The organism is Mucilaginibacter sp. GW821-FHT07G05 (genome assembly GCF_059418565.1).
The window spans coordinates 257,250-282,268 of the sequence record NZ_JBWKQC010000001.1 but is presented as its reverse complement, the minus strand read 5'-3'; the positions used below and the strand labels follow the sequence as shown (position 1 = coordinate 282,268).

General features: G+C 42.3%; 14 protein-coding genes. 5 read left to right on the top strand and 9 right to left on the bottom strand.

Features of this window, described 5'->3' with window-relative positions; all coding sequences use genetic code 11:
- The first annotated feature begins 203 nt into the window (after window positions 1-203).
- From AC07NA_RS01070 to AC07NA_RS01060, 3 genes are all read left to right on the top strand, one after another.
- Window positions 204-1,220 carry an aldose epimerase family protein gene (locus tag AC07NA_RS01070; protein ID WP_494894916.1) on the top strand — a complete coding sequence of 339 codons (1,017 nt, stop codon included), beginning with the start codon at window positions 204-206 and terminating at the stop codon, window positions 1,218-1,220.
- Complete coding sequence (locus AC07NA_RS01065) at window positions 1,217-3,181, top strand: glycoside hydrolase family 97 protein (RefSeq protein WP_494894914.1); 1,965 nt, start codon at window positions 1,217-1,219, stop codon at window positions 3,179-3,181. Before AC07NA_RS01070 ends, AC07NA_RS01065 begins: the two co-directional genes overlap by 4 nt.
- A gap of 199 nt (window positions 3,182-3,380) precedes the next feature.
- Entirely contained in the window at window positions 3,381-5,588 is a 2,208-nt protein-coding gene (locus AC07NA_RS01060; RefSeq protein WP_494894912.1) for an alpha-galactosidase, read from the top strand.
- Between the two features lie 85 nt (window positions 5,589-5,673).
- Here the strand turns inward: AC07NA_RS01060 and AC07NA_RS01055 are convergent, their stop codons facing one another.
- Complete coding sequence (locus tag AC07NA_RS01055) at window positions 5,674-6,492, bottom strand: response regulator transcription factor (protein ID WP_345208953.1); 819 nt, start codon at window positions 6,490-6,492, stop codon at window positions 5,674-5,676.
- Window positions 6,477-9,641: a ligand-binding sensor domain-containing protein gene (locus AC07NA_RS01050; RefSeq protein ID WP_494894909.1), complete on the bottom strand. Its 3,165-nt coding sequence runs from the start codon at window positions 9,639-9,641 to the stop codon at window positions 6,477-6,479. The genes AC07NA_RS01055 and AC07NA_RS01050 overlap by 16 nt, the downstream gene beginning before the upstream one ends.
- A gap of 217 nt (window positions 9,642-9,858) precedes the next feature.
- Here AC07NA_RS01050 and AC07NA_RS01045 point away from each other — a divergent pair, with 217 nt between their 5' ends.
- Both AC07NA_RS01045 and AC07NA_RS01040 read left to right on the top strand, forming a co-directional pair.
- Window positions 9,859-10,818: a glycoside hydrolase family 43 protein gene (locus AC07NA_RS01045; RefSeq protein WP_494894907.1), complete on the top strand. Its 960-nt coding sequence runs from the start codon at window positions 9,859-9,861 to the stop codon at window positions 10,816-10,818.
- Between the two features lie 73 nt (window positions 10,819-10,891).
- The gene (locus tag AC07NA_RS01040; RefSeq protein WP_494894905.1) at window positions 10,892-11,404 is read left to right on the top strand and encodes a hypothetical protein; all 513 of its coding nucleotides are present in this window, start codon (window positions 10,892-10,894) and stop codon (window positions 11,402-11,404) included.
- 73 nt (window positions 11,405-11,477) lie between these two features.
- Here AC07NA_RS01040 and AC07NA_RS01035 read toward each other — a convergent pair whose 3' ends face one another.
- Genes AC07NA_RS01035 through AC07NA_RS01005 form a run of 7 tightly spaced genes read right to left on the bottom strand, consistent with a single transcriptional unit; the run spans window position 11,478 to window position 24,843 of the window.
- Window positions 11,478-14,075, bottom strand: a complete 2,598-nt coding sequence (locus tag AC07NA_RS01035; protein ID WP_494894903.1) for a BamA/TamA family outer membrane protein — start codon at window positions 14,073-14,075, stop codon at window positions 11,478-11,480.
- A 34-nt stretch (window positions 14,076-14,109) separates the two neighbouring features.
- The gene (locus AC07NA_RS01030; RefSeq protein WP_494894901.1) at window positions 14,110-16,449 is read right to left on the bottom strand and encodes a hypothetical protein; all 2,340 of its coding nucleotides are present in this window, start codon (window positions 16,447-16,449) and stop codon (window positions 14,110-14,112) included.
- Between the two features lie 14 nt (window positions 16,450-16,463).
- Complete coding sequence (locus AC07NA_RS01025; RefSeq protein ID WP_494894899.1) at window positions 16,464-20,075, bottom strand: BamA/TamA family outer membrane protein; 3,612 nt, start codon at window positions 20,073-20,075, stop codon at window positions 16,464-16,466.
- Entirely contained in the window at window positions 20,065-20,697 is a 633-nt protein-coding gene (locus AC07NA_RS01020) for a phosphatase PAP2 family protein (protein WP_345208947.1), read from the bottom strand. The genes AC07NA_RS01025 and AC07NA_RS01020 overlap by 11 nt, the downstream gene beginning before the upstream one ends.
- Window positions 20,698-20,706: 9 nt before the next feature.
- On the bottom strand, window positions 20,707-21,597 hold the full coding sequence (locus AC07NA_RS01015) for an SdiA-regulated domain-containing protein (protein WP_494894897.1): 891 nt from the start codon (window positions 21,595-21,597) through the stop codon (window positions 20,707-20,709).
- Complete coding sequence (gene ppk1 / locus AC07NA_RS01010; RefSeq protein WP_494894895.1) at window positions 21,594-23,630, bottom strand: polyphosphate kinase 1; 2,037 nt, start codon at window positions 23,628-23,630, stop codon at window positions 21,594-21,596. Before ppk1 ends, AC07NA_RS01015 begins: the two co-directional genes overlap by 4 nt.
- Window positions 23,617-24,843, bottom strand: a complete 1,227-nt coding sequence (locus tag AC07NA_RS01005; RefSeq protein ID WP_494894893.1) for a Pycsar system effector family protein — start codon at window positions 24,841-24,843, stop codon at window positions 23,617-23,619. The genes ppk1 and AC07NA_RS01005 overlap by 14 nt, the downstream gene beginning before the upstream one ends.
- Between the last annotated feature and the right edge of the window lie 176 nt (window positions 24,844-25,019).

The window sequence follows — 25,019 nt, the reverse complement described above, 5'->3', positions numbered from 1 at the left end:
AGCACGATTTATGCATACTATAACCTGTTTGTTTAACGATCCAAATAATCCATGTATTTTTAAATTTTGTCCATTTTACCAACTTCTATTTTGGAGTAGGTTTATCCCGGCCAATCATTCCAACCAATGCCCCAATAAATAAGATATTTTCAATGCTTTATAAATACCATTCAGCACGCTAATAAATTTCAGCCTATTAAAATATGAGTACAACTATTACCCGCAAAGATTGGGGAACATACAAAGGCGAAAACCTTTATTTATTTAAACTAACCAATAGCACAGGTGCCTACGCCGAGATAAGCAATTACGGCGCAACGCTGGTATCAGTAGTGGTGCCTGATCAACATGGCGATCAGGGCAATGTAATATTAGGCTTCGCTGATGCGGCGGCTTATCTGGACGATAAATGTTATATCGGCTCAACTGTAGGTCGTTTCGCCAATCGTATAGGTGGAGCTAAATTTGAACTTAACGGACAAATTTATCACCTCGAAGCTAATGATGGCGTAAACTCTAATCATGGCGCGTCAAGCGGGTTCAATTACCGGGTATTCGGCTTTGAAATTGTGGACGATCATTTGGTAATGGTGCTGCATAGTAATGATGGCGACGGCGGATTCCCCGGAAACCTGAATTTAAGGGTAACTTATAAGTGGAGCGACGATAACGAACTATCCATCCATTACGCGGCGGTGAGCGATCAGGATACCATAGCAAATTTCACCAATCATGCTTACTTCAATCTTTCGGGAGCCGAAACCATGCTCGATCACCGCTTAACCATCAGCGGCGATACCATTGTAGATGCCGGTGAGGATTACATCCCGACAGGAGAAATAAAGCCTGCGGCTGAAATTGAGTTTAAAGGCGACATTTTAAAAGAGAAAGTACAGCAAAGTAGCGGTATCAATTCCTTTTATATACTAAACGATAGTGATGTTGCCGCTAACGGCTACGCCGCCAAACTGACCGACGAAACAAGCGGCCGTTTTTTGGAAGTCACCACCTCCTATCCCGGTGTGTTCTTATATACCGGCGATTACCTGGCAAGCCACTACCTCAATCATAATAACCGGTACTGCCAGCCTTATGAAGGCCTCTGCCTGGAATGCCAGCATTATCCGGATAGTATAAACCACCCTCAATTCCCCTCGCCAATTTTAAAAAAGCATAAAGTATATGACGAATACATTAATTTCAAATTTGGTCTGATATGAGAAAACCTTCTACCACACTCATCCTCGCCCTTGGCCTATTAAGTTTTACATCCGTATCGGCACAAACATATCAGCTGAAATCGCCCGATAATAACTTCAAAATCAGTATCAACGTAAAGGATAGCATCACTTATTCGGTGGCTTATAAAAACACGAACATACTATTGCCGTCTGCTCTCTCCCTTACTTTAGATAAGGAGGTTTTAGGTAAAGATGCAAAAGTAAAAAAGACAGCCACAAGCACTGTAAATACCGTGATTCATCCGCCTTTTGGTAAGGTTGCAAATCTTGCGGAGCATTACAATCAGTTAACTATTGATTTTACGGGATCGTATTCGCTTATAGTACGGGCTTATAATGAGGGCGTGGCCTATCGTTTTGTAACCGCGTTAAAAGACTCGGTAAAGGTATTAAGTGAGCAGGCCAATTTCAACCTGCAAGGAGCGCCCGCTGCCATATTGCCCGAAACAGATAACTATACCGCATGGGAAGTGCCTTATGTTGAGCATCGATCAACCGATTCTATCGCAAATGGCAAACGGGCTTTAACACCTGCACTGTTCGCTTATAAATCCGGCATTAAAGTAGTAGTTGCCGAAGCCGACCTGTTCAATTACCCGGGGATGTACATTCAAAAACAGGGCAAGCATTTTGCAGGTAACTTTGCCGCATACCCGGCAGTTACCGTAATGGGTAGCTGGGGCGATTTCGTATCGGTAGTAAAAGAACGTAAAAACTATATCGCGCAAACAGAAGGCACCAGGACCTATCCGTGGCGGGTGATCATCGCTACTGATGACGACAAAACATTGCTTAATAACGAGCTGATATACAAGCTATCTAAACCATCGGTAATTAAAAACACCGCGTGGATAAAACCGGGCAAGGCAACCTGGGAATGGTGGCACGATGCCATGTTACCGGGTGCTGATATTCCTTCGGGCATGCCTAACCGTAACACCGTATTGTATAAATACTATGTAGACTTTGCCGCTAAAAATAAGCTGGAGTATTTGATGGTGGATGCCGGATGGTCAAACAATTATGATGTAACCAAAATCAGTCCGCGGGTAGATATGCACGAGTTGATCAGCTATGCCAAAAAGAAAAATGTGGGCGTGTTTTTATGGTGCGTGGCATCGCCACTATTAAAAGACCTCGGCAAGAACCTCGATTTTATAAAAAGCCTCGGCGCAGTAGGTATCAAGGTTGATTTCTTCGACCGCGACGACCAGGAAGCCATCAGCTGGCTCGAACTGATTGCTAAGGAAGCAGCCAAACGGCAATTAATGGTCAATTTTCATGGCTGTAGTAAACCAACCGGCTTGCAGCGCACCTACCCCAATATTGTAAACTATGAAGCGGTGCGAGGCGAAGAATGTTCAAAATGGGATTATACCGCTAACCCTAAACACCATTTAACATTTCCGTTTACAAGGATGTTAGCCGGTCCGCTCGATTATACACCCGGCTCTATGCGCAATGCTACAATGGAAACGTTTAAGCCTGTAGATCCGGGACTGCCGTCATCATTAGGTACCCGTTGCCATGAATTGGCCATGTACGTTATTTTCGATCAAACTTTCGCCATGCTGTCCGATTCGCCAACCGAGTATGAAAAGTATCCCGATATAATGAAATATATCTCGGCTGTACCAACTGTTTTCCAGGAAACCAAAGTGCTCGACGGCAAAGTGGGCGAATACGCCGTAATCGCCAAAAGAAAAAACAAAAACTGGTACGTAGGCGCCATGACGGATTGGACAGCAAGAACTATCAAAATTGATTTCTCGTTTCTCCCGGCAGGTGTTACTTATAAGGCAGATATTTATACCGATGGGGCGGATGCCGATAAGGTGGCCACCAGTTACGTTCATAAAATCGTTACGGTTACCAATAAAACTAAACTCGATATAAATTTAGCTAAGGGCGGCGGCGCGGCTATGTATATTTACCCATAATTATAATAGAATAGTCCATGCAAATCGCAGATTTGTTCATTGGTAATCATGATATTTACCTACATTTTTACGCATTGAATAAACCAATAAAAAGCTAAGCAAATAACAGATCACTATCTTACAATACACTGTTATGGTTCTTGAATAATTATATCCGTACCAATGACAGTAATTATATTGTAAGTATTATATTTATCGAATGAAATCTAAATTACCAATTATTTATCGTATTTCTTTTTGCGTATTATCTTTAGCTGCCTGCACCTACAGCGCTGTTGCTCAAAACATTACCATCCCGGTTGAAACAAGCAATAATGCCCTGGTTTTACAGGTAAGTAAAAACAAAGATCTGGGTACTATTTACCTTGGCAAAAAGCTATCAGCCGCGGCTGAGTATGAGCAAATCCCTGCTGTTTACAGGCAGGCATCAGATTACACCGGGGGCTTAATCAATTCGGCCTACACGCCATCGGGTTCACGCAACCTGTTTGAACCGGCCATATCTGTAACCCATGCCGATGGCAATAACTCGTTGGATTTACGTTACGTAAGCCATAAAGTTACCAAGATTGATGCCGATGTATCATTGCTAAGCATCGTATTGAAAGATCCTGTTTATGATTTTGAGGTTACGCTATACTACAAATCATATTATAAAGAAGATGTGGTAGAGCAATGGAGCGTAATTAAACATAAGGAAAAAGGTAACGTTACGCTGCAAAAATTCGCGTCGGCTAACCTGTACCTTAAAAGCGACAGCTATTACCTTACCCAATATCACGGCGACTGGGCCAAAGAAATGCAGCCCGAAGAAACCAGGCTTACCCACGGTATAAAAACACTTGATACCAAATTGGGTACCCGTGCCAATTTATTTGCGCCATCGGTATTTATGGTATCGTTAGATAAACCGGCTACCGAAGATGAAGGCACTGTATTATACGGCTCGGTAGAATGGAGCAGCAATTTCCGTGTGGATCTTGAACTGGATAACCTTGATAATTTGCGGATCATTGCTGGTATCAACAACTACGCGTCGGCATATACTTTAAAACCTAACGAAGAATTTACTACCCCGGCGTTCCTATACACCCTATCTGATAAAGGTAAGGGTGATGCCAGCCGTAAACTGCAACGCTGGGCACGTAACTATCGTATTTTAGATGGCAAAGGCAACCGCCTTACCCTATTAAATAACTGGGAAGCTACCTACTTTGATTTTGATGAAGCTAAACTTGCCGAACTATTAAAAGACACCAAAAAATTAGGTGTAGATATGTTTTTGCTTGATGATGGATGGTTTGCCAACAAATACCCGCGCAATGGTGATGTTGCAGGCTTAGGCGACTGGCAGGAAAACAAAAAGAAATTGCCCAACGGTGTATCGTCTTTAGTAAAAGAAGCTACTGCCAACGGCGTAAAATTTGGTATATGGATTGAGCCGGAAATGGTGAACCCGAAGAGTGAACTATACGAAAAACACCCGGAGTGGGTAGTTAAGCAGCCTAAACGCGAGGAGCATTACTTACGTAACCAACTGGAGCTTGACCTGAGTAACCCGGCTGTGCAAGATTTTGTATTTAAAATTGTGGATGATCTGTTTACCAAGAACCCTGAACTGGCTTACATAAAATGGGATTGTAATGCTGTGGTGTTCAATGCTTATTCGGCACATTTAAAAAATCAAAACCATTTTTATATTGAGTACATGCGTGGCTTATATAAGGTGCTTGAGCGTATCCGTGCCAAATACCCTACCGTACCTATGATGTTGTGCTCGGGCGGTGGTGGCCGTGTTGATTATGCCGCGCTTAAGTATTTTACCGAGTTTTGGCCAAGTGATAATACCGACCCGATGGAGCGGATCTTTATCCAGTGGGAATACTCATACTTCTACCCTGCCATTAGCAGCTCAAACCACGTTACCGATTGGGGCAAACAACCTATTAAGTTCCGTACGGATGTAGCGATGATGGGTAAACTGGGTTTTGATATTGTAGTGAGCCACTTAAGCGGTAAAGACCTTCAATATTGCCAGGATGCTATTAAAAACTACAATGCCCTAAAATCCACTATATGGCAGGGCGATCAATACCGTTTGGCTGATCCGCGTAAAAACAGCGTAGCATCGGTGTTGTATGTTAATGAAGCAAAATCGGGCGCGGTGATGTTCAATTACCTGGTAAACAACAGGTATGGCGAAGGCAGTAAATTGCCTATCCGCCTGAAAGGACTGGATGCCGCCAAAAAATACAAGATCAAAGAGATCAACCTGTATCCTGATAGCCGTTCATCATTAGACGAATCAAAAACTTACACAGGCGATTTCCTGATGACGGTAGGTTACAATCCCGACGTAAACTCGGGCCGCACCAGCGTAGTACTGCAAATTGACGCGGCGAATTAAACCTTAACGTTATATTATTACATGATAAAGCCGGATGTGTTGAGCATCCGGCTTTCGTATTTTTATAATATTATTGCTGATGATATTAAACCTGCTCCGGGTTTTGGCGGTTAATATAATCCGTCGGCGACATACCGAACTGCTTTAAAAAATTACGCCCGAAATGTGTTTGCGAGCTATAGCCCACCAAATCAGATATTTCGTAGATCTTCAAATTACCCTCGTTTAACAACTCGGCCGCCTTTTTCAGCCTTGCCAAATTGATCAATTCGTTTGGGGTAAGGTTTGATATGGACTTAATTTTGCGGTACAGCGTTGGGCGGCTCATATTCATGATATCGGCCAAATGTTCCACATCCAAATCCTTATTACTCATGTTCCTGAAAATATCGTCGTTCAGTTTCTCTAAAAACAACTCATCTGATTTTGAATAAGCAATGGTTTTGATATGCACCAGCGGCGAATTCGAAAAGTACTCTTTAATCTTGCTCCTGTTGCGTAGCAGGCTACCTACCTGCGCATGCAAATACTCCAGCGAAAACGGCTTTTCTACATAAGCATCGGCCCCAAGCTCCAAGCCATCAATTTTTGATTGCAGCGAGGTTTTGGCGGTAAGCAGCACAACTGGAATATGGCACAGTTCAAAGCTTTTTTTAATGGTTTCGCACAGTTCAAAGCCATCCATTTCTGGCATCATTACATCGCTTATCACCAGTTGTACAATATTGCTGTGTAATATATCGAGTGCCTCTTTCCCGTTTAGCGCGGTTAAAACGTTATACTTTTCGTTAAGATCATCTGATATAAAATCAAGTATTTCGTCACTGTCGTCAACCAATAAAATAACAGCTTTATCAGCATCCGTATCAGCAAATTTTACAGGTGTAGTTAATGTTTTCTCCATCGGCTATTCAGGTTAAACTCAATTAATTGATGTACAGGCAGTGTGAGTACAAATATATTAAATTCATTTCCGGAATATTGCATTTCCAGTTTTCCTTTATGTAGTTCGGCCAATGCCCTTGATATTGAAAGTCCTATACCGGTTCCGGTCTTTTTATCGTGTCCGTTTATCCTGAAAAATGGCTCAAATATCTTCTCGTGCAGTTCGTTCGGTATCTGCTTTCCGTCGTTATAAACCTTAACGGTAAACAGGTCTTCGTTATCGGCAACGGGCAGTAACGACAGCTTAACTTTTGAATTGCAATATTTAAGCGCGTTATCCAAAAGGTTACTGATAATTTTGGTGAAAGCTTCGTGGTCAACGTAAGCAAACAGTTGTTGTTTTGGCAAAATTATCTGGTAATCTATATTCTTTTGCTCTGCCGAATCCTGAAAATTATTCCAGAGATCTTTAAGCAATTCAACTATATTAACCTTAACAAAATTAAGCGAAAAACCGTTAGATTCCGTCTTCCTGAAATCGAGCAGTTGATTGGTAAGGTGCAGTAACCGCTCGGTATTTTTATCCATTATACGCAGGTTCTTTTCAATAGCCGGTATCTCTCCCGCTTGTTTAATTACCTTTTCCATTGGCCCCTTTATTAAGGTTAGCGGTGTGCGTATTTCGTGCGCTACATTGGTGAAAAATTCAATTTTGGCCTGGTATATTTCCTTCTCTTTTTTATTTTCAAAGTCCTCCATTTTGCGACGGTTCTTGTTCTCCAGCCTGTCGTGATAAATGGTGATAAGCCAATACAGGCTAAACGAAAAAATGATGCTGTAGGTAAGGTAAGCCCACGTACTCTTCCAAAATGGAGGTAATACCTCAATGTATAGCTGCGCCTCGGCATCCTGCCAAATATTATTGCTATTGGCGGCTCTTACCTTAAAGTGGTATTTACCGGGGGCAAGCTCGGTAAAATAGGCACGCCTGTTAGTTTTAATAAATGTCCAGTCACGGTCGAGGCCATCAAGTTTATACTTGTACTCGGTAGTGGCCGGCGAAGTATAACTAAGCGAGGAAAAATCAATACTGAACGAAGATTGGTTATCGTTAAGCGTGATCTCCCGCGACAATAATACCGACCTTTTAAGCGGCGACCCGTTACGGTTTACCGCCAGCTCCTTGTTATGCACCTGGAAACCGGTAATATATATAGGCGGTGTAAAGCTAACAGGCTTAAAGGTTGCCGGGTTAAAACTGATCATCCCCTTTACGCTGCCAAAATACATGGTACCGTTACTATCCTCAAATGCAGAGTTGTAGTTAAACTGATCGTTCAATAAACCGTTGGAGCGGGTGTATCTTATCAGTTTGTTAGTTTTAATATCGATACACATCAACCCTTTTGAGCTGCTTATCCAAAGTCGCTTTTGTGCGTCTTCGAGCATGCTGTAGATAAGCTCATTAGGCAACCCTGTTCTTACAGAGTATTCAACCGTTTTTTTTGTTGATGGCGTGTATTTATACAAGCCTGACTCTGTACCGATCCAAATATTTTGTTCCGAATCTTCTATTAGCCCTGTAATACGGCTTACACTAAGGTCTATCTTAAAATCGTGCTTTTTAACTACAAACTTATCTTTCCCCTCAATGCTAAAACAATGCACGCCGTCGCGGAATGTGCCCACCCAAATATTACCCTTGCTATCCTCCATAATGCTGGTATAGAAGGAAGTTCGCGGCATGGCCGAAATATGGGTAAAGTTATTGTCACTTACATTATACCTGAATAAACCCCAGGATGTACCAATGATAATATCGCCTTCACGGGTTTTGAGCATGGTGTAAATAAAGTTGCTCTTCAGGTCGTTCTTACCGGGCCCGGCGCTAAAATGCTTTACTACTTTTTCGGTACGCAGGTCCATCACATCCAAACCGTGCTCAAAAGTACCTATCAGCAATTGATCACCATTAATAAGCAAACCATGGATATTGGTTGTACTGATGCCTGCTTTTGTACCATTAGGCTTAAAACTCGAAAACTTGCCTGTTGTAAGGTTCAGCTTATTTAACCCGGCATCTTCAGTACCTATCCAAAGGTTATTATTACTGTCCTTACAAATTTCGCGTACGGCGTTGCCGCTTAAGGAGTTTTGCCCGGTTTTAGGAAAATACTTTTCAAAATTGGTATACTGCTTTGGATAATAATTGGCTCCGCCGAAATATGTACCCGCCCAAATACCGCCTTCTTTATCTTTACACAGGGAATACACCGCATTGTCTGACAGCGAATAAGGATCATTATATTGCTTGCGCAGATTGGTTATTTTGTTTTGAGTTTTATCATAAATATAAATGCCCGATTCCGACGCTATCCAAAGTTCGTTGGGTGAGCGGTATACAAAATCGCGGGCGTAGATCTCGTCGAAGGCATCGTCCTGCGTGAGAATATCAGTGTAAGTATTGCTATGGGTATCAAAATCTTTAACGCCTTGTGTTGATGTAGCTACCAGTATGTGCCCGTTACCGCCGTCGTAAATCTTCTCAATCGCCTTATTTGAGGTAGGTTTTGAGTGACTGAACATCGAATACGGCGAAAAGCTGTTTGACCGCGGATTATACTTTTGCAGCATACCATCGGGCGTGGAGGCCCAAATAGTGCCATCGCTCGAAGTACAAATCGAAGTCGACCAAAAACTGGTATATGATACCAGTTTCTTTGTTTTAGGGGTGTATTTGAATAAACCTCCGGATACAAACCACAAATTATGCCCGTTATCCATCATAATGCTGCGGGTTGGTTTAATCAGGCTGTTGTTCAAAAAAGTAAAGTCTTCTGTTTCGCGGTTATAATAATACAGGCCCCTTTCGGTACCCACCCATATTACGCCATAATGATCTTCAAAAACCGAAAAAATAAAGTTGCTGCCCAGGCTACGCTTATTAGCCGGATCGTTACGGAAAACTTTGTAGGTGTAACCATCAAAACGGTTGAGGCCATCTTTAGTACCAAACCACATAAAGCCCATCCTATCCTGCAACACGCATATCACCGCGTTGTTAGACAGGCCGTTCTCTACCTGGTAATGGCTAAAATAGTAAGATTGCGCGTTTAGCCTGCTTTGTAAAAAGCACAGCAAACACACCAGCAATAATTTGTACCTCAACGTTTATTTGAATTTTAGGTAATTCAAATATAATTGAAATGCGGCACTAAAGCTCATTGATGTAAACTAACGGGCGTTATTTAATTTGTTTGAGACGAATTGATGAAATATTGAAACGAAATAAGATGAATGATTAAGCCTTATAACCCATATTTGATTATTGATAATTTACCGGGTAAATTGTTAATATAAATTATAAACCACCGACTACTGCACTATGAATAAAGCATTCAATTATTGCCTCGCCATCATCGCGTTGCTATGCGTTTCTATCGATGCCAAAGCACAATCTGCTCCTGATACTTTGCAAATGGCCGACCCTACCATCTTTTTAGATAAAGGCGTTTACTATTTATATGGTACCGGCAGTAATAAGGGTTTCCTGGTATATAGTTCAACTGATTTGAAAACCTGGAAAGGCCCTGTTGGTAAACGCGACGGTCATGCACTAATTAAAGGCGAAAGTTATGGTACCGAAGGCTTTTGGGCGCCGCAATTATTTAAGCATAAAAGCAAATATTACATGGCTTATACCGCTAACGAGCACATTGCCATTGCAGAAGGTGATAGTCCGCTGGGGCCATTTACACAGAAAAAGTTTGGCAGTATAACCGAGGCTGATAAACAGATAGACCCTTATATTTTCAAGGATACTGATGGTAAGCTATACCTGTATCATGTGCGTTTAAAAAATGGGAACCGCATTTATGTATCGAGGATGAAGGCAGACCTGTCAGACATTGACAGCAGTACTACCAAAGAATGTATACACTCCGAAACTGGATGGGAAAATACGGCTGCTACGCCTTGGACTATCGCCGAAGGCCCTACTGTATTGAAACATAACGGACTGTATTATCTTTTCTATTCGGCAAATGATTACCGTAATATTGATTATGCCGTGGGTTACGCCACCTCAAAAAGCCCTATGGGGCCATGGACAAAACAAAAGGACAGCCCAATACTAAGCCGTAAAGTAACCGGGCGAAACGGTACCGGGCATGGCGACTTTTTTGTTGACAAAGCCGGTAATTTAAATTATGTAATGCACACGCACGAAACTAATTCAAAAACAGGCAAGCGTAAAACGGCTATCATTAAGGCAAAGTTCACTAATGATAAGCCCGCTAAAATGATAGTGGATAAAAAGACATTCCGCTTTTTATTGCTGGATTAGTAAGATCATATTTTGCAGTGAAAACTATAAATATTAAGCATATTTACACTACAATATTCCGGTGTTTCATTCAATGATTAAAGTTCAATCCTTATCGCGGGGAAGTGTAATAAGCTTTTTAGCTGCTGATAACAAATACAAAGCGATACTATGCACCAGTGTTCATAATGATCGCAGTCCGCAGTATTGCATATTTGCAGCAACTACTTATAGTAGTAGCGATAAGCCTTCCATGAATGACATCCTTCACAGCAAATTTTATGGAACAGGCAATACAAAGAATACACATTTTGCCTATACCGAGTCAGAATTAGAAAACATGTGGATTGCCCATCCGGAAATCAAGCCTTACTTTCTTGGTTCTTATGGGTTTCTCATTATGAAGAAAAATTTAAGAGAGTTTAAAAACAATCTTGAATTAGTAGGTAACATAGATATAGTTTGTAACCTTGAAATGCATGGTAACGGTAGTGTAAACGCAAGCAGTTGGGAGTTTTTGAGACAGTTCTTAACGAATTCCGGAGTGATCACACTTTCTGAAAGAGGTCAGCAAACATATAATATAAAGGCTATTCTTATTAAATAAAGACAGCCCACTCCTATCTTTTCTTTTTGCTTTTACAATAAATTGAAATAGTACGTGCTAAACAAGCAATGCCTTAAAAGTTAACCCCGAATGAGATGTAAGGCAATGAACCTTCTTTTGAAAAGCCAAACACCGCCTCAATCAGTACCAGTTTAGCGGGGATAACGTACAAACCGCCGCCGTAGCCTACGTGTATAGCGTTCGAGCTTTCGCCGGGTGTCCATACACGGCCAATATCGTTAAAGCCGATAAGGCCGATGGAGCCGGGCAGCAGGTATGAGTTAAAATCAAGCACCTTTACGCGCATTTCCAGGTCATTATAGGCCATGGTTTCACCTGTAAAACGGCCCGTATGGAAGCCGCGCAGATTTTGCACACCGCCTAATTTTACCTTCTGAAAAAATTCGGCATGGCCTATGGTGGTCGCCGCTCCGGTACGGTTGCTAATGATCAGTATTGAATCTTTATCAGGATTATAAGCAACGCCAAATTCGGATGCGATGCGCATGTATTTATTATCGGCATGCTTAACGCCCTTGTACCCTGATATAGTGGTAGACCAGTAAATACCTTGCGTAGCCATCAACGGTTTATTGCGACTATCATACAAGGCGCTGGTTACAAAACCGGCATATAATTTATCATCGAATACCTTTTCATCGGGATGCAGCTGATTATAATCAAGCAGAAAACGTTTCGGGTTATCGGCTTCTTCACTGGTATAAAACTGCCCCGCAGCACCCGCGCTAAACCGCCAGTTATTGTAATCGCGGTAGATGGAAACATTGCCGGTTATCAGATCGTAACGGTTGCGGTAGTAGCTTATCTCTTTATCGCCCTCGTTCACAAAAACACTCTCGTTACCTATACCAAAAAAGTTGCTCAGGTTATTAGGGCCAAGCGATCTCAGGCTGACCAATAGATTGTTTTTACCGAAGATCCCCTTATAATCGGCCGTGTAAGTAAATATGAAAGATTTACGACCGATGGAATAATTGGCCAACAACTCGTGTTTAAAAGCATAAGGCTCTTTACGGAAACCATGTTTTTCGTACGAAAAACCACCTATCAGCAAAATGCCGTTATCAATACTGTAATTAGCCAGCGTAATAGGCATAAACCTGTCGTACTTAAAGCTTTGCTTATCGTAACTATTTACCGTAGTATCTTTTGATAAACGCAGTTTAGCTTGCGATGACGCGGGTACAACATTTGGCTGATCCGATCTGTCGTACACATAAATATTGCCTTTGTTGTGCAGTTCTTTATTTACCGTTATGCTATCCTCATCGTCGCCACCTATAATACGCACTTTTACGGGCGATGATTTAGTACCGCTTACATTAAAATCATCCTTACCGGCAAAACCATAAAGCCTTACCTCCTTAGTAACAGCCGGATCAAAAACACGGTGATAGGTCACCTGATCCAAGGTACCGTCTTTTTTTATTTTGTTTGTACTAACCTCTAAAGTGCCGTCATCTTTGTTAACTATGGCAAAATTATCGCGCTTGTCGGTAGCGGGTACATCTACATAAATGGCTATGAAACGATAATACTCCATAGCTTGTTTCATCAACAAATTACGGCGCGAGATCATTTTGGCAACTATCTCTTTCCCTGATATCGCATAAATGCTATCCGGCATCCGCTTTACCGCTGTGGTGATGAGTTCGTCGGTAAGGGTATTTTGAACGTAGCCTATCTCCTTTTTCCAGTTATCTTCACTTAAACTATTTAAAAAGTAACGATCAAAATAACGGGCCTGTACATTCCAGCCTTTTACATCCCTTATTTCATAATCGTAACCCTGAAATTTAGAGTTTAACCACTGGTGCGATACTATCCACGGGAAAAGCCCCGAAGTTTTATAATAAACTTGGTCACGGTCGCGCGGAACGGGTTTATAAAGATTCGCACCTTTCTTTTCATCTATCTTTTCCCAGCGCCATTGGTCTTCGTGGCGGTCCCAGTCGCCCAATAGCATATCCAGTAAACGGGCGCGCAAAACCAGTTTCTGATCAACATGGTTGTCGTTATCTTCCTTTAGTTTCTCCTGTGCTTTTACCGTATTGTATGTTTTCTCCGCGTCTATCGGCTCGCGTTCTTCAAACAGAAATACCTGATTAGCAAATTTTTCCCGGTATTCGCCTAAAGCGGCATCATCGGGCACGTAAACTATCTGCGGATTTGAATGCGGAATATCCAAAGCCTGCGCCAACGGTGGTACCGTTAAGGCCGAAAACGGATGCGCTGCCGATACCTGATCCTGCAAAATATCTTTGGTTACCGTTTTACGCAAGTTGGCTGGTAAACCATTTTCCGGGAATTTTTGGATGGTACGCAACACCCATTCCTGCCCGGTGGGGTCGGCCAGGCGTAATGATTTGGTTTGCTTGCCGCCGCCCAGCTGTAATATCTTCAGTCCGCCTTTTTCTTTAGCGATATGAAAAATCTTGATCTTTACAGGCGTAGCCCATAACCTGCGGTGGTTATCGCCCAAAAAGAAACGGTGAGTATTGCTTACCTTATTGTATTCGGGAGCTATAGCAATGGTGATACTATCGCCTGCCGCGTTTTGCTGCGCATAAGTAATGCTATGGAGCGACAATAAAAAAATGCCTGCCAATAAGATAAGCTTTGCAAACTTTAAACGTAATTGTACAGGCATTATTTATGAATGTAAAAATTGATCCCTAATCTATCTATTTTTTATAGTTAACCCCTACCCTTAAAGCTTTTAATCCCGATACGCCCTGCAATTCTTCCAGATCGAGTTTTTCAACTTCGGAGGTTAAGCTGCCCTGCTCTTGCAGATATTGAATGTATTCGAGGTATTCAAATTCTTCCTGCTGATGAAAATAAACCAGCGCGATTTTATCAGGTTGGGTCAAGCGTTCAGTTGTTCCCTTTATCAAAACCTTGTCTATCCGTTTCTTCACTATCTCGTAGCGGATGTTATATGCACCCTCCACATCAAAACGGCGTTCATCATTCCTAAAACTGATATTTATCGGGTTTGAATGAATGAAGATCAGTTGCGTAGTATACAACGGCTTTTCCATTTTATGCGATAAACCCTCCGTAATACGGGCAATATCTGCCATTGAACGTATTTGCCACAAGCGCAAATTCTTCAGGTACATATTGCTGAAACGGCGTTCTGGCGCTATGGACTGGCCGATGTATATATCATACTCCACCCCATCGGTACGGAACTTACTGAAATAGCATGGATACGATTCCTGCAAAGTTGACTGTGCCGTATCCAAATAATGACTGACAGAGGTATTGATGAGCTGCATCGAGGCCTCCAGCTCTCTCCTTTTTTGAAAACCTATACCGCTTTCTTCCTTCACCGCGTCAAAATAAGCGTCGACCGCCGGTGTGGCTACTGATTTGCTTTCTTTTACGTGTTTTAAAAATGGCTCTACTTCGCCTTGTAAGAAGCCACTAAGCATTATCTCATCATTAGTACTGGTATAATCACCAATCCTGATGAGCCATTCTTCGGTATTGTAGATCAGCTTATCTATCAAACTGAGCACTACATGCTCCTTAATTGATTTAAGGGTTTCTATCAATACCAGCAATAACGCTTTAAGATCCTGCTGCAAGGCTATGTTGCGCTCAATTGTTGAATTACGGATATCTACCGCGCCAAAAAGCGGGTAGGTATTTTCAAACATCACCGTTTCAATTTCCGGTATTTGTTGCGTATCGTTCAGCTCACGGATGTAGTTTAGTGCTACCTCGTTAAATTTCCACTGTACCGATGGCTGTAATGAAGTAAACTTGTCCTTCAAAACCGCGTCGATCTGCGCGTTAAAGGCATCAATGCTATACTTAAACAACTGCGCGAGCAATGGAATAGCAGTTTTTAGTTTTGAAAGCAAAACTTCGTCAATCACCAGTTCATGGTCCGAATAGAGTTCCATTACACCCGCCAGCTTGTTATTATGAAAGATGGGGATAAGCGTATATGAGTAGATACCCGCAGCGCTGATAATTTTAAGAAACTGACTGTCGTGCGTACGCTCTTCGGTAATCTTGTTGTAGAATATCGGTTTCGGATCTTTACGGTATTCCTCAACCAGATCGTAAAACACCTGATCGTCGATACCTGCTTTGCGTGACGCGATCACCAGTATACTATCATCGCAGGCATTAGAATCAACCACCAGCTTATCATTCACCGTAAGAAAAGGCATCAACCCGAAATGCACCTTGCTGTTACCAGCCAGTGTACGTAACGATTCGATAATTGGCGTATAAGCCTCACGCTCGTAAGTGTGGTTAACCAGTGCCGATCTTATTTTATGAATAGCGTGGTTTTGTGTAATGTCCTCCATCGTAATGATGGTAAAACCTTCGAGCTTGAATTTATTAAGCGGCAATAACTGGGCTAACACTTCAATCTCTTTACCGGCCTGCATTACGGTAGCAATCTCTTCAAAATCAAGTTCGGGCAATTCGCCGTTCACTTTTACATCAATAAACTGTGTATCGGCCTGTATGCTGTAATAACGGTTCAAGCCGGTTTCAGGATCGGTATATGTGTACAGCTTCTCGTTTTTAAATGCCGATGTAAAGTTGTAGAACTTTTTAAGTATCAGCTGATATATAAACTGGATCTGTTTCTTTTCTATCGTATCGGCAGTTGATTCGTTCTCATCACGCTGATGTAGCTTATGATCGGTATAGAAGTTATAGAAGGCGTCGGTACTAAAGAAGATCTTATCGGGCACAGGTGTGCTCATAGCCCAGAAAAAGTCCTTTTCGCTGGCTACCAACGGTGTTAAAATAGTGTATATGAGTACCAGTACTTCCTGGTATTTTTCCACGTTGGCAATAGTGATGTCGATATCACTGGTGCTTAACTGGTTCAGTTTATCTAACAGAAACTTGTAGAACTGAGCTTTTATAGGGTGCTCTGTTTTAACCCTGTCTTCCAGATGATTAATGAGCGCGTTAAACGACAGCCGGGTATCAACCTGGCAGGTAACGCATACATTTTCATTTATTTCGAGTATCTCGGTGTGCATTTTCTTAAATATTATTAATATCTGAAACGCAGGAGCAAATACGGATACCAGCCTTCGTCAGAGTGGCCCGCAAGCAATTGTACAACTGCCATACGAGCGGGTGCAAAATAAATGCCACCACCGTTACCTATGTGCCATTTATCAGAATTTTCGCCTTTTTCCCATACCCTACCGGTATCAAAGAAACCCGTTATGCCAAATTGGCCGGGTAAAACATAACTTGCAAAATCACCTATCTTTATTCTGAGCTCTAAATTGTTATATACACTGTGCTGACCGGCAAAGCGGAAGTTTCTGAAACCCAGTAAATTTTGTTGTCCTCCCAAAAATAACGACTGATAAAAAGCTGTTTTACCTATGGTAACCCCACCGCCTAACCTATCGGCCAGTACAATAGTTGAGGTTGAGTTTAAGCTTTTATAGAATGCTACTTCGGGCAGTATCTGAATAAATGATTTTGAGTAGCTGTTTAACCCTGCATATCCCTGTATTTTGATATTCACCACATTGCCCCATGTTGGCAATATGGCATTGTTCCTTGTATCGCTGATGTAATTTATAATTACACCGGCATGTGCTTTATCTTTAGCAACGGTAGCGCTATCATACGAGCCTATTAACGAAGTGTTATTGATAAACCTGCCTAAGTTTTCGGCAGCATCAAGGTGGTAGAATTGTACAGACGGACCTATACTTAATGTACTACCCGATGACGTGTGCCATCTTAAGGCCGGGTCGAATTGAAAAGTATTATACCTGGTGCGATAATATCTTTTAAAATTACCCGTTCTATCAAAAACAGATTCGTTACCACGCCCGAAGAAGTTTGCCGCATTATCCGGAGCCTTTGCTAACACCTGCAAAGTTAAGTCGGCTTTTCCAATTGCCCGTATCCATTCGGCATTATATTTAACCGCGAAAGCTTTTGTTGCAAATGAATGACTCACCATTAACTGATGTGAGTAGTTATATGGCTGTTTATGAAAGCCTTGCTGGTGTATATACCTGAAACCCAAGCCTAAAGAAAAACCATCATCGGCATTTAAACCGGCGGTTGCCATAGGTATAAAGGTATTATACAAGTTTACAGGCTCAAAAGCAGTGTTGGCGCTATCGGCAGAAATATGTTTATTAAATACGCCCGAATCACCCTTGAAAGTTATCTTATTGGTTTTGTTGTAAAGCTTGATGCTTTTGTTAGAGTTTACAACATCGTATACCTTATCGCCTTTTTTACCGATAAGCCTGATGTTTATGGGCGATTCCTTTTTATTGATGACCACATGATCATCCCCATCCTCTACATACAGCCTGATCTCTTTGGTAATGCCCGCGGCAAAGGTGTTATTTAACAGCGTGTCTTTAACTATACCATCCTTATTTATTTTGCGAATAACGATGTTTACTGATTTAGCGGTATCGTCTTTTATTTCTACCAGTTCGTTTTTATCGGTGGTGCGTATATCCACTATCTTATTCATAAAACGATAGTAATCGGCCATAGCTTCCGGGATATGCGCGCGGCGCTCTTTCAGCGTTTTCAGTAATTCATCATGGCGCAATTTATAAGCTGACTCCGGCAACCTGCGTAAGCCCGCTTCCAGCACCGCGTCAGTTTCGGCTGCTACAAACTCATTGGCCATCTGCATCCACTCTTTTAAGCTAAAGTGCGTGGCGGGGTACATATTCAAAAAGCGCGTTTTAAATATTGACCATTTTACACTTGGGATATCGCTATCAAAGCCTTGCAACGTAGGCACCACAAACGGTAAAGAGGCAATGCTTGGCAACAGCCCTTCGTTTGTATAAAGCACCTGGTCGCGGTCGCGCGGAACGGCGGTGTAGGTTGTTTTGCCGTCTTTTTCTTTGTGTATCCAGCGCCATTGATCTTCGTGCCTGTCCCAATCGCCAATCAGAAGATCGAGCATGCGGGCACGTAAAAACTCACGGCTATCGTAAGTATTATCATTGTCCTTATTCAGGTCTTTGATCATCTTAATGGTATTCTTTGAATCGCCGGCAGGCTCACGTTCCTCCAATAAGCATATCATATTGGTAAAGGTATCGGCATACTTACCCAGGTTATCATCGGCAGATACTATCCCTATTATCGGGTTAGCATGCGGCACACCTGCTGCCTCGGCCAACGGCGGTACTATCAATGCCGAATACGGGTGCTGCGCGCTCATGGCATCGTTCACCCAATCTTTGGCAAAGGTTTCCTGCAATTCAGGCGGCAATACCTTTTCCGGACTTTTTTCTACACTACGCAATACCCATTCCTTGCCGCTTTTATCAACCAACCTTAACGATTTTGATTGATAGCCACCACCTAATTGGGTAGGTTTTAATCCGCCCGCAATTTGCGATATTCTTATAACCGGCAATTTTGTAGCAGCTGCCCATTCCTCACGGTAGTTTTTACCGAACAGGGATTTATGAAAGCCGCTTACATTATTATATTCCGGTCTTATTTTCACAACGGTACTGTCGCCCGCTATTGGTTTAACCTTGGCTACTTCTTTATCTTTTATAGGGGTGTAAGGCTGCTTGTAGGTAAAAGCTTGTTTTACACCTTCGTCGGTTACAATGTAATAAGTAAATACCATGCTGTTATCCAGCAATATATCGGCGGTTACATAGCCTTGAGTAGCATCGGCAAATAAGGAGTGCTTACCTTTTTTGGCATAAGTATTTTTAGCGCCCGCACCGCTTACCACCTGTACTTTCTGTTTGTTTTTGATAAACTGTAAGCCATGCTCGTGCCCCGCTACGTGCACCAGGTTTGGATAGCCTTTGAATACATTATCAATACGGGCTATCATGCTTTTATACAGCGGATGCCCGGTATCCTCAGGGTTGGTGAAAAGTGTACGCAGTAAAGGGTACAGTGAACCTATAACCGGCAACGGAATGTACAGGTTCTTGTTAGCTGCCGTTAACGGAAACAGATGATCCTTAAAAGAATAATAGCCACCATGCGTACCATAAGTTTGAAACGGATGGTGCGATGCCAGCAAGATCACTTTACCACGGTTCTTTTGAAACAGCTCTTCCAGCTTATCAATTACCGCGTCTTTAGTGTTACAATCGCATTCGGCATCAGGGTTATCCTTTTTATAAGTATATACCCACCACTCGCTATCAAAAGCGATGATAGTGAGGTTGTCACTTACGTTAATCTCAACCGGGTCAGGGCATCCATCACGCGGAACCATTTTTAATTGCGGGTCTTTCTGTTCTTCTAAAAAAGCCCATTGGCGTTTTATTTTGGCCAAACCAAGTGGCCCCATCCTGTCCCAATCGTGGTTGCCGGGAACAAAGTATACAGGCGCGCCTACCGCGCGAAATGGCTGGTATTGCGACCGCAAGATCTCTTCGGTTTCCTTTTCTTCGGGACTGCCCGGCAAACCCATGCCACGCGGATAAATATTATCGCCCAGGTACATTACCGTGGTTTTATTGGTGATCACCTTAGCGCTGGCGTGTTTCATCACTTCGCCCTGCTGCTTATCCATTTCACCGGCATCGCCAATTAATATCACACGATATTTAACCGAATCTTGCGCGGAGGCATAGAAACTGCCCAATAATAAAGTAGCTAATAGAGTAAATTTATTGATCATAGGTAGGTTTCTTTTTGTAGTAGGGTTTAAATAGTTGCCGGTTAAGCCATCTGCTTGCCAATGCACTCCCTATTCCAACCGCTGCTCCGCCAAGTACATCCGAAGGGTAATGCTTACCAAGATACATGCGCGAGTAGGCTACCGATGTTGCCCAGGCATAAGCCGGTATGGTAACCCACCATCTTTTATACTGAAAGGCAAATGTGGTAGCCTCGGCAAATGCCAGGCTGGTATGCCCCGAAGGGAATGATTTGCCATGTGTTATCGAATTAGGAAATATTACATCCGGGTGTTTATCGCCGGGTCTGTCGCGGTCAATACCACGCTTTATCAGGTCGGTTACAATAATGTTTGTAGCCACGCTGATCAACATTTCATAAGCATCATGCTTAATATCCTCGTTGTCTTTTGCAAAACCGTATACCAAATCGGCTACGGGTATAGCCGCACCTGCCCAGTAAATGGAATTACTGGTTTGTATCCAATACTGCGATGTAGGTTCGCTCGGGTTGATCGCTTTAAGTATCCGCAAGTCAAGTCCCTGTGCACCTGTTTGTTTGTAGCCAAAGCAAGATGCAGTGATCAATATAAAAGCCAACCTCCATTTTATCAGTACCCGCATAATAGAATATTATTTTTTGTATACAAATTTTAAAATTGTGCCGCTGCCTAAACCACCTTCGTTTGAGATATACAGGTTATTCTGCTTATCAAACGCTATCCCTTCGGGTTGCGGAAACAATGACGGCGCTAAGGGATAGGTTTGTTTTACCTTCCAGTTAGCATCAGTTACCACCAATAGTTTATTTACCGATGATACGATGTACCACTCATTGGTTCGCGTATTTTTGGCTAATGCCGATGGCGCGAACTTTATCCTTTTTTTATCATCAGTTAAATTTGCGATATCATCTACTGGGATACTAAACTCGCCTGTTTTAGTTACCGTGCCCTTGGCCGAAAGACTAAAAATAAAACCGTTTGTCTGCTTTTGCTTCTTATCGGTCTTTGAATTTTTAGTCAGTATGTAAACTAAGCCTGTTTTCTCGTCGGCGTATAGGCTTTCGTATTCACCTTTAGGCAAAATATCTGCCTGGGTGCTTATATGAGTAATATTACCGGCACGGGCTTCGCTAAACGGAAAAATGAATAGCACACCATCACTTCGCAAAATAATAACCTGCTCTTTGCAAATGGCTATGTCTTCATAATCGCCATGGTTGCCAAATTTCACATGCTTAACTTCCTTATCGCCCCAGCCAAAATAGAACAACTTACCGGTTTCATCTTCGTGGGCGTAAATAACTTTAGGGTCGCCTTTGTAAAAAGCCAGTCCGGATATTTCTGTTAAACTTACAGGCAGCGCGTATTTTGCCGGAGTCGCCAGGTTATAACCATCGGGGCTTTTAGCAGGTTTAGTTTGTTGCATGCAAGAAAAACCCATGAACACCAATGCCAATACACCGGTTGATATAGCAGGCCTGATGAGTTTATTGATCAATGTTTTATGTGGATACATCATGCGTTCTTATTTTTTAGTTTCCCGTAAATAGCATACTGCGATTGTATGGCAGGTTCTGCTTGTGGTACGGGATTGTTATTCAAATGCTGATCGAGCATAACGGCCTGCACATTATCCTGTAATTGCAGGTCTATCAGTTCTGTTATCTCCTGGCGAATGCCCGCGTCGTATACCGGGAAACACACCTCAATACGGCGATAAATGTTACGGTTCATCCAGTCTGCCGAACCAAGGTAAACATCCGTTTGACCATCGTTGTTAAATATGAATACTCGGCCATGCTCCAGGTAGCGGTCAACAATGCGGCGAAGTGTAATGTGTTCACTCATTCCCTCCACGCCCGGTACTAAACAGCATATACCGCGCACAATCAACGATATTTTAACCCCCGCTTGCGATGCCTCGTAAAGTTTTGATATCAGCACCTGCTCCTCAAGGTTATTCATTTTAATAATGATAGAAGCGGGTTTGCCATTGCGGGCATTATTGATCTCGCGGTCTATCAACTCTAAAAAGCGCCATTGCAGGTTAAACTGCGATACCAGCAGGTTCTTGAAAACGATCTGATCTGCCGATGACGGTTTGGTGCGTTTGGTAAGAAAGATGAGCAGCAACTCCATTTCGCGTGTAAGCTCGGGGTTCGATGTCATCAAAATATGATCGGTATAGAACGATGCTGTACTTTCGTTAAAATTACCCGTAGCCAGCAGGCCGGTATATTTTATCCTGTCCTCGCTGCGTCTTTTCACTAAAGCCACCTTGGCATGCACCTTTAAAGCAGTAATACTGTAGATGATCTTCACGCCGGCATCCTTCATTTTGCGGGCCCATTTGATATTGTTGGCTTCATCAAAACGAGCTTTCAGCTCAATCATCACGGTAACCTTTTTACCGTTTTTAGCCGCGCTGATGAGGGCGTTCACAATTTTCGATTCTTTAGCTACGCGATACAGTGTGATATAAATCTCCTCTACATCCGGATTATTGGCCGCTTCGCTGAAAAACCGGAGGATATTGTGGTATGATTGATATGGAACGTTCAGTAATACGTCATGATCGTCCAGGTACTCAAGCAATGATTGCTGCGGAACCGATGGCCATAATATGGCCGGCCACGACTGGTAACTCAAAGCCGGAATTTTAGCCGGAAAATCGATTAGGTCTTTCAGGTTATGATACCTGCCGCCTTCAACCGTAACTGCATCCATAAGCCCTAACTGACTGATCAGTAAATGCAGGTCCTTCAAAGGAATATCAGGCTGATACAAAAAGCGCGTAGCTAAACCTTGGTCGCGTTTATTAAGCTGCTTTTCTACCTCTTCGGCAACATCGCCGGGGTATTCGTCTTTCAGATCAAGCTCCGCGTCGCGGGTTATTTTAAAGCTATAACAGCCTGTTAACGTATATTTTGGAAATAATATATTTAAGTTATCCTTGATGATATCATCTAAAAACAAAACAGCCTTTTCGCCCTCAAATTCGGTAGAGAAAAACCTTGGCAGCTTATCCGATGGAATGTTTACTATGGCCTGTTGATTTTCACTGTCAGCGTTGTTCAATGTCACCAAAAAATACAGCTTATTATTTTCGGGGAAGAAACCTGTTGAATCGTCCTTAAAAAAAACAGGCTGCAAAAACGCCAGCACATCGCTATAAAAGTAATTGGTGATGGTTTGTTTAAGCCCTTCGGGGATTTTGGCATTGTAAAAAACTTTTATACCGTTTGCCTTCAACTGCGGAATTATGGTGCTTGTAAACACCTTGCCGAACCGCTCCTGCTGTTGTTTTATAAACTGCCTTGCTTTTTGCAGGTTGTCGGCATTACCGTATTCATCGCTTTTTATCTTTTGCAACGCACTAAGCACCGGCATACGTACCCGGTAAAACTCATCGAGATTGGATGAGAATATCGAGAGGAATTTGATACGCTCCAGCAATGGCACGGTATCACGTTCGGCCTCGGCTAATACACGGTCGTTAAACGATAGCCAGCTTAGATCGCGATCGTTAAATATATTGTTAGGCTTGACCATTTAGTATAAAAGCAATGAGGAATGCGATCACCGATAATATTAACCCGAACATAAATATATTGTACGAAACCCTTAGCAAGCGGTATTTTTTGCCAAGAACCACGCCCTGCGAGTAATTATCGCGAATGAGCGTGCCATACAAAAACTCTTTATCCTCCATCATCTGGAACATACCATTGCTGTAATCATCCAACGACATGCGGTAGAAATTACCGAAGAACAGCAAGTTCACATTTCTCTTTTTCAGATCGTCCAGAGTAAACTCTCCGTAAGGGATAGACGGCCGTGTAGCTAAAATAGAGAAAGTAATAGTTAACAAGCTAACTGCCAGCAACAAAAAGGTTGGTATCACCAAAAAGCTCGACTGATCGAGCTTGCGCAACACCAAACTGATGATAGCAGATAATATAATGGAGTTAACGGTGATCATGATATGCGCCTTGTTATCGGCCATATCGCTCAGGCGCTGATGATTGGTTGAGCTGATCCTGAACATGGTTTCGATACCACGTTCGGGCCTGTCACCTTTCTTCTTTTTTTCGTGATCTTCATGCGGCTCTATCAATACAGTGCCGGCCTGTACAATTGGCGCTTCGGTTGCAGGCTGCTCGGCCACTGCTTCTTCCTGCTTTTTCTTTAACTCCTGCAAGTTTTTCGCTTTCTGATCGTCGAGCAATAAACGCGCGTAATCGGTAAAATAACGATGGCCCTGCATCAGGTCGATAGATTTTTGGCGCCATTCGTCCTTATCCAGTTTTTTATCAAGCAGCAAAGAAAATTCCTCGCGTAACTGCTTGCTTTTTTTGCGATAATTATCGTTCCCTAAATGGAACAGATCGGCATCGCAAAGTATTTCATCTAACAAGTTAACCGGTTTTTGCGGCATTTGGGTTGCCAATATGGTTTGCGCTACCTTTTCTATCACAGCCGGATCAACTCCTTTATGTTTCAGGAAATCAGTAGCTGTTTGGGCGCTGCTTTGCTCGTGTTTATGGCAATCTACCAGATAACCTATATCGTGAAACCAGGCTGCCGCTACCACGATGAAAAAGTCCTCATCGCTTAGTTGGTAATGATTGGCTATTTGTATAGTATTGGCCACCACACTCTTTGTATGATCGAGATTATGGTATACCAATTTAGGGTTATTATGCTTCGAAAAAAATGAGATCACATACGCTCTTATTTCATCAAGCAACTCTTTATAATTCATTTTATGGCTGTTTTTCGGGTATTAAAATCAATATAAATATCGTGTATTTAAATAATAAACGCTAATAGTGCATCATTTTGACAATACATACATTTTATATGTAGTAATTAACATTTACTACCGGCAAATATTATTAATATGGCTAAATAAGCATTGCGCATATATTGTTTCATATT

Bases quoted from the DNA above. Each gene is read 5' to 3' on its own strand.
- AC07NA_RS01065 (WP_494894914.1), top strand. From the start codon at position 1,217: ATGAGAAAACCTTCTACCACACTCATCCTCGCCCTTGGCCTATTAAGT.
- AC07NA_RS01070 (WP_494894916.1), top strand. From the start codon at position 204: ATGAGTACAACTATTACCCGCAAAGATTGGGGAACATACAAAGGCGAA.
- AC07NA_RS01015 (WP_494894897.1), bottom strand. From the start codon at position 21,597: ATGATGTATCCACATAAAACATTGATCAATAAACTCATCAGGCCTGCT.
- AC07NA_RS01020 (WP_345208947.1), bottom strand. From the start codon at position 20,697: ATGCGGGTACTGATAAAATGGAGGTTGGCTTTTATATTGATCACTGCA.
- AC07NA_RS01025 (WP_494894899.1), bottom strand. From the start codon at position 20,075: ATGATCAATAAATTTACTCTATTAGCTACTTTATTATTGGGCAGTTTC.
- AC07NA_RS01040 (WP_494894905.1), top strand. From the start codon at position 10,892: ATGATTAAAGTTCAATCCTTATCGCGGGGAAGTGTAATAAGCTTTTTA.
- AC07NA_RS01060 (WP_494894912.1), top strand. From the start codon at position 3,381: ATGAAATCTAAATTACCAATTATTTATCGTATTTCTTTTTGCGTATTA.
- ppk1 (WP_494894895.1), bottom strand. From the start codon at position 23,630: ATGGTCAAGCCTAACAATATATTTAACGATCGCGATCTAAGCTGGCTA.
- AC07NA_RS01035 (WP_494894903.1), bottom strand. From the start codon at position 14,075: ATGCCTGTACAATTACGTTTAAAGTTTGCAAAGCTTATCTTATTGGCA.
- AC07NA_RS01005 (WP_494894893.1), bottom strand. From the start codon at position 24,843: ATGAATTATAAAGAGTTGCTTGATGAAATAAGAGCGTATGTGATCTCA.
- AC07NA_RS01045 (WP_494894907.1), top strand. From the start codon at position 9,859: ATGAATAAAGCATTCAATTATTGCCTCGCCATCATCGCGTTGCTATGC.
- AC07NA_RS01055 (WP_345208953.1), bottom strand. From the start codon at position 6,492: ATGGAGAAAACATTAACTACACCTGTAAAATTTGCTGATACGGATGCT.
- AC07NA_RS01030 (WP_494894901.1), bottom strand. From the start codon at position 16,449: ATGCACACCGAGATACTCGAAATAAATGAAAATGTATGCGTTACCTGC.